General features: G+C 69.8%; 5 protein-coding genes and 1 pseudogene. 4 read left to right on the forward strand and 2 right to left on the reverse strand.

Features of this window, described 5'->3' with window-relative positions; translation table 11 throughout:
• Nucleotides 1–254: hypothetical protein (locus ABNT58_RS21255; protein ID WP_348755408.1), on the reverse strand; the 254-nt coding region annotated here is incomplete at its 3' end.
• A gap of 138 nt (nucleotides 255–392) precedes the next feature.
• Between ABNT58_RS21255 and ABNT58_RS21260 the strand changes: the two genes are divergently transcribed.
• Complete coding sequence (locus ABNT58_RS21260; RefSeq protein ID WP_348755409.1) at nucleotides 393–767, forward strand: hypothetical protein; 375 nt, start codon at nucleotides 393–395, stop codon at nucleotides 765–767.
• A 7-nt stretch (nucleotides 768–774) separates the two neighbouring features.
• Here ABNT58_RS21260 and tsaD read toward each other — a convergent pair whose 3' ends face one another.
• Complete coding sequence (gene tsaD, locus ABNT58_RS21265) at nucleotides 775–1,806, reverse strand: tRNA (adenosine(37)-N6)-threonylcarbamoyltransferase complex transferase subunit TsaD (protein WP_348755410.1); 1,032 nt, start codon at nucleotides 1,804–1,806, stop codon at nucleotides 775–777.
• Between the two features lie 56 nt (nucleotides 1,807–1,862).
• Between tsaD and ABNT58_RS21270 the strand changes: the two genes are divergently transcribed.
• The 3 genes and pseudogenes from ABNT58_RS21270 to ABNT58_RS21280 all read left to right on the forward strand — a co-directional run.
• Nucleotides 1,863–2,498 carry an ANTAR domain-containing protein gene (locus ABNT58_RS21270; protein WP_348755411.1) on the forward strand — a complete coding sequence of 212 codons (636 nt, stop codon included), beginning with the start codon at nucleotides 1,863–1,865 and terminating at the stop codon, nucleotides 2,496–2,498.
• A 295-nt stretch (nucleotides 2,499–2,793) separates the two neighbouring features.
• Nucleotides 2,794–4,035, forward strand: a complete 1,242-nt coding sequence (locus tag ABNT58_RS21275; RefSeq protein ID WP_348755412.1) for a CmpA/NrtA family ABC transporter substrate-binding protein — start codon at nucleotides 2,794–2,796, stop codon at nucleotides 4,033–4,035.
• A gap of 23 nt (nucleotides 4,036–4,058) precedes the next feature.
• Nucleotides 4,059–4,534, forward strand: a pseudogene (locus tag ABNT58_RS21280) (nitrate ABC transporter, permease protein); the annotation flags it as partial.

The following is a 4,534-nucleotide window of genomic DNA, read 5'->3' on the forward strand; positions in this document are numbered from 1 at the left end:
CGGCCGGTGACCCGCACCCGCACGCCGGGCGCGAGCCCCTGGCGCTGGCGCGTGTGCACCTGCAGGCCCGACGATGCGTCCGGCGGCCCCTGCGGCGCTTCTTCCTGCAGCGTGAAACCGGTGCTCAGCAGCCCGGTGACCACACCCTGCACCGCCACCCACCGGCCCTGCCAGGGGCTGGCAGGGCCACTGCCCTGCACCTGCTGGATGCGCAGCACCGGTGCGGTGCCGGCGGGCCCGGCGGCGGCCGGCACCGCCGGGCGGGCAGCGGCCGGTGCCCAGCAGCCACACGCCACCGCCGGCCAGAGGACAGCCCCGGCGGATTTGCACAGCCGTAACATGCGCGCTGCCGGCGGGGCGGAACTCCTTCGCCCGCCAGGCGTCGGACCCTCATGAACTTCAACGATCGAATCGGCGGGCCGCGGCGCTCGCACCCCCGTGCGGGCACCTGGGGCGCACTGGGCGCCGTCGGCGGCATGGTGTCGGTGGTGGTCGGCAGCCTGGTGGCTGTGGCCGGCCTGCTGGTGCTGTGGCTGAGCCTGGTGGTCGGCGCCGTCGCCCTCTTCGGCTGGTGGGGCTGGCAGCGGCTGCGCGGCCGTCAGCCGGCGCAAGACCTGGTCAGCATGCTGGCCCGGCAGGCCGCCCGTGCCGGCCGGCCGCCGCGGGCCGGCGGGCAGCGCCTGAACGAGGCCGACGGGATCGACGTGGTGGACGTGGACGTGCGCGAGGTGCCCGAGCACCAGCCGCGTGATCGCGCGCATCACTGAACGAGCACTAAGCCGACTGCAGCGGCCAGCGCGGCCGCACGTCGAAGGCGTAGTCGTGCGACGGCGTGGCCCGGCCGCTTTGCAGCCGCATCGCGGCCGCCATCGCGATCATCGCGCCGTTGTCGGTGCACAGGTCCAGCTCGGGGTAGTGCACCCGCACCTTCGCCTTCTGGCAGGCGGCATTCAGCTGCGCCCGCAGCTCGCTGTTGGCGCCGACGCCGCCGGCCACCACCAGGCGGCGCGCGCCTGATTCCTTCAGCGCCCGCATCGACTTCCTGACCAGCACCTCCACGATGGCGGCCTGCGTGCTGGCCGCCAGGTTGGCACGGTCCTGCTCGCACACGTTGCTGCCCAGCTTGCGCACCTGGGTCAGCACCGCGGTCTTCAGGCCGGCGAAGGAGAAGTCGAGGTTGCCGTTGTGCAGCATGGGCCGCGGCAGCGCAAAGGCCGTGGGGTCGCCGAAAGCGGCCATGCGCGACAGCGCCGGCCCGCCCGGGTAGCCCAGGCCCAGCAGCTTGGCCGACTTGTCGAAGGCTTCGCCGGCCGCGTCGTCGATGGTCTCGCCCAGCATCTCGTACGCACCCACGCCGGCCACGTGCATCAGTTGCGTGTGGCCGCCTGAGACCAGCAGCGCCACGAACGGAAACTCCGGCGGATCGGCAGAGAGAAACGGCGACAGCAAGTGCCCTTCCAGGTGGTGCACGCCCAGCGTGGGCTTGTCCAGCGCGGCCGCCAGCGCGCAGGCCACGCCCGCGCCCACCAGCAGCGCGCCGGCCAGCCCGGGGCCGCGGGTGAAGGCCACCAAGTCCACCGCGTCCAGGCCCAGGCCGGCCTCGGCCAACACCTGCCGGGTCAGCGGCAATACCCGCCGGATGTGGTCGCGCGAGGCCAGTTCGGGCACCACGCCGCCATAGGCCTGGTGCATGTCGATCTGGCTGTGCAACGCATGGGCCAGCAGCCGCGGCACGCCCGTGCCATCGCTCGTCACCAGGGCCACACCGGTCTCGTCGCAGGACGATTCGATGCCAAGTACATTCATCCGCCCAGTGTAGTCAGCGCCGCCCTGGTGGCGCGAACCTTGCTCGCCAGCCCCGCATGCCGTCGTCCCCGTCGCCCTTGCGCATCGTCATCGTCGCGCCGGAATCGCTTTCGCCCGAACCGCATGACGTGGACGCCTGGTGGGAGGCCGAACGTTCGCGCAGCCTGCGCATCGGCCTGCTGGAAGCGGGCTACAACATCGTGGCGGTGCTGCCGGTGGACGTGTTCCTGCCCGACCGGCTGGCGCAGATCCAGCCCGACATGATCGTGGTGGACGCCGAAAGCCAGGCCCGCGACACGCTGGAGCATGTGGTCATGGCCACCCGCGACGCGCGCCGGCCCATCGTGCTGTTCACCGACGACGAAGACACCAGCCATGTGCGCGACGCCATCGCGGCCGGCGTCACCGCCTATGTGGTGGCCGGCCTGGCTTCCGAGCGGGTCAAGCCGGTGCTGGACATCGCGATGGCGCGCTTCGAGCACGAGGAACGCCTGCGCACCGAGCTGGCCCAGGCGCGCAGTCAGCTCAGCGAACGCAAGGTGATCGAGCGGGCCAAGGGCATCCTGATGAAGCGCCAGGCCATCGGCGAAGAAGAGGCCTACGCCCGCCTGCGCAAGACGGCGATGGACAAGGGCCTGAAGCTGGCCGAGGTGGCGCAGCGCATCGTCGACGTGTCCGACCTGCTGGGCTGAGCCCGGCCGCTCACAGGCACCAGCGCGGCGCAGCCGCGGCACGCTGAACGTGCGCCGGCCGCGGTTTTGAGCAGCAAATGCCTGGCATGCGGCTTGCGACCAGACCGCGGCAAGAGGTCAACGGCGATCTCGTGAACACATCCTGGTGCGCCACCGCTGGCGTGCCAGGCACCGGACGAAGGCGTCCCCCACCCCCCGAGGCGAAGCCCGGGGTCCGTGAGGGACGCCTTTTTTGTTTGCCATTTCTTCGCCTGACAGCATCGGGGACCACATGCCAGCCAAGGACCAGATCAACATGGGACGCCGCCAACTCGTTGCCGCCGCCGCGGCCTCCACCGCCGCGGGGGTTGTGCCCGGGCTTCAATCCGCCGTGTACGCCCAGGGGTCGGACAAGCCCGAGAAGGAGGAAGTGCGCATCGGCTTCATCCCGCTGACCGACTGCGCGTCGGTGGTGATGGCCTCGGTGCTGGGCTTCGACCGCAAGTACGGCGTCAAGATCATCCCCACCAAGGAAGCCTCCTGGGCCGGCGTGCGCGACAAGCTGGTCAATGGCGAGTTGGACATGGCCCATGTGCTCTACGGCCTGGTGTACGGCGTGCACCTGGGCGTGGGCATGCCCGGCAACAAGGGCAAGGACATGGCGGTGTTGATGACCATCAACAACAACGGCCAGGCCATCACGCTGAGCAAGAAGCTGGCGGACAAGGGCGCGGTGGACGGTGCCTCGCTGGCCAAGGCCATGGCTGCCGAAAAGCGCGAATACACCTTCGCGCAGACCTTTCCCACCGGCACCCACGCGATGTGGCTGTACTACTGGCTGGCCAGCGTGGGCATCAACCCCATGAAGGACGCCAAGGTCATCACCGTGCCGCCGCCGCAGATGGTGGCCAACATGCGCGTGGGCAACATGGACGGCTACTGCGTCGGCGAGCCCTGGGGCCACCGCGCCATCATGGACGGCATCGGCATCACCGCCGTCACCACGCAGGACATCTGGAAGGACCACCCCGAGAAGGTGCTGGGCACCACGGGCGACTTCGTCAAGAAGTACCCCAACACCACCCGTGCGGTGATGATGGCGGCGCTGGAAGCCAGCCGCTGGATCGACGCCAGCCTGCAGAACAAGCTGAAGATGGCCGAGACCGTGGCCGACAAGGCCTACGTCAACACCGCGGTGGACGCCATCAACCAGCGCATCCTGGGCCGCTACCAGAACGGCCTGGGCAAGACCTGGGACGACCCCAACCACATGAAGTTCTTCAACGACGGCGCGGTGAACTTCCCGTACCTGTCCGACGGCATGTGGTTCCTCACCCAGCACAAGCGCTGGGGCCTGCTGCGCGAGCACCCCGACTACCTGGCCGTGGCCAGGCAGATCAACCAGGTCGACTTGTATAGACAGGTGGCCGGCGCGATGAATATCAGCGTGCCCAAGGACGTGATGCGCAGCAGCAAGCTGATCGACGGCGTGGTGTGGGACGGCAAGGAGCCGGCCAAGTACGCCGACGGCTTCAAGATCAAGCTCAGCGCCGCCTGACGGCGGGACACCAGGAGAACCTCATGGTCAGTGCCGTGTTCCATTCGCCGCTGCAGACGCAAGACGACGCCGCCGCGCCTCACGCCGCGCCCGCAGCCGCTGCAGAAACCGCCGTGGCGCCATCGCCCCGCCCCGCCGCCCCGCCCCGCACGCCCATCGACCTGCGCGCGCTGTGGATGACCGTGCTGCCGCCCGTGCTGGGCCTGGCGCTGCTGGTGGGCGTGTGGGGCCTGCTCACGCGGGGCAGCACCACCTTTCCCACGCCGCAGGCCACCTTCGAGGCGGCGGTCAAGCTGTTCGCCGATCCGTTCTACAGCAACGGCCCCAATGACCAGGGCATCGGCTGGAACATTTTGTTCTCGCTGGAGCGCGTGGGCGTGGGCTTCGGCCTGGCGGCGCTGGTGGGCATTCCGCTGGGCTTTCTCATCGGCCGCTTCGAGTTCCTCAGCCGCATGGTCAATCCGCTGATCAGCCTGCTGCGGCCGGTGTCGCCGCTGGC

The organism is uncultured Aquincola sp., assembly GCF_964001545.1.
Taxonomy (GTDB): Bacteria; Pseudomonadota; Gammaproteobacteria; order Burkholderiales; family Burkholderiaceae_C; genus Aquincola.

Excerpts from the sequence above, each read along its gene's own strand:
- ABNT58_RS21260 (WP_348755409.1), top strand. The coding sequence starts at position 393 with ATGAACTTCAACGATCGAATCGGCGGGCCGCGGCGCTCGCACCCCCGT.
- tsaD (WP_348755410.1), bottom strand. The coding sequence starts at position 1,806 with ATGAATGTACTTGGCATCGAATCGTCCTGCGACGAGACCGGTGTGGCC.
- ABNT58_RS21270 (WP_348755411.1), top strand. The coding sequence starts at position 1,863 with ATGCCGTCGTCCCCGTCGCCCTTGCGCATCGTCATCGTCGCGCCGGAA.
- ABNT58_RS21275 (WP_348755412.1), top strand. The coding sequence starts at position 2,794 with ATGGGACGCCGCCAACTCGTTGCCGCCGCCGCGGCCTCCACCGCCGCG.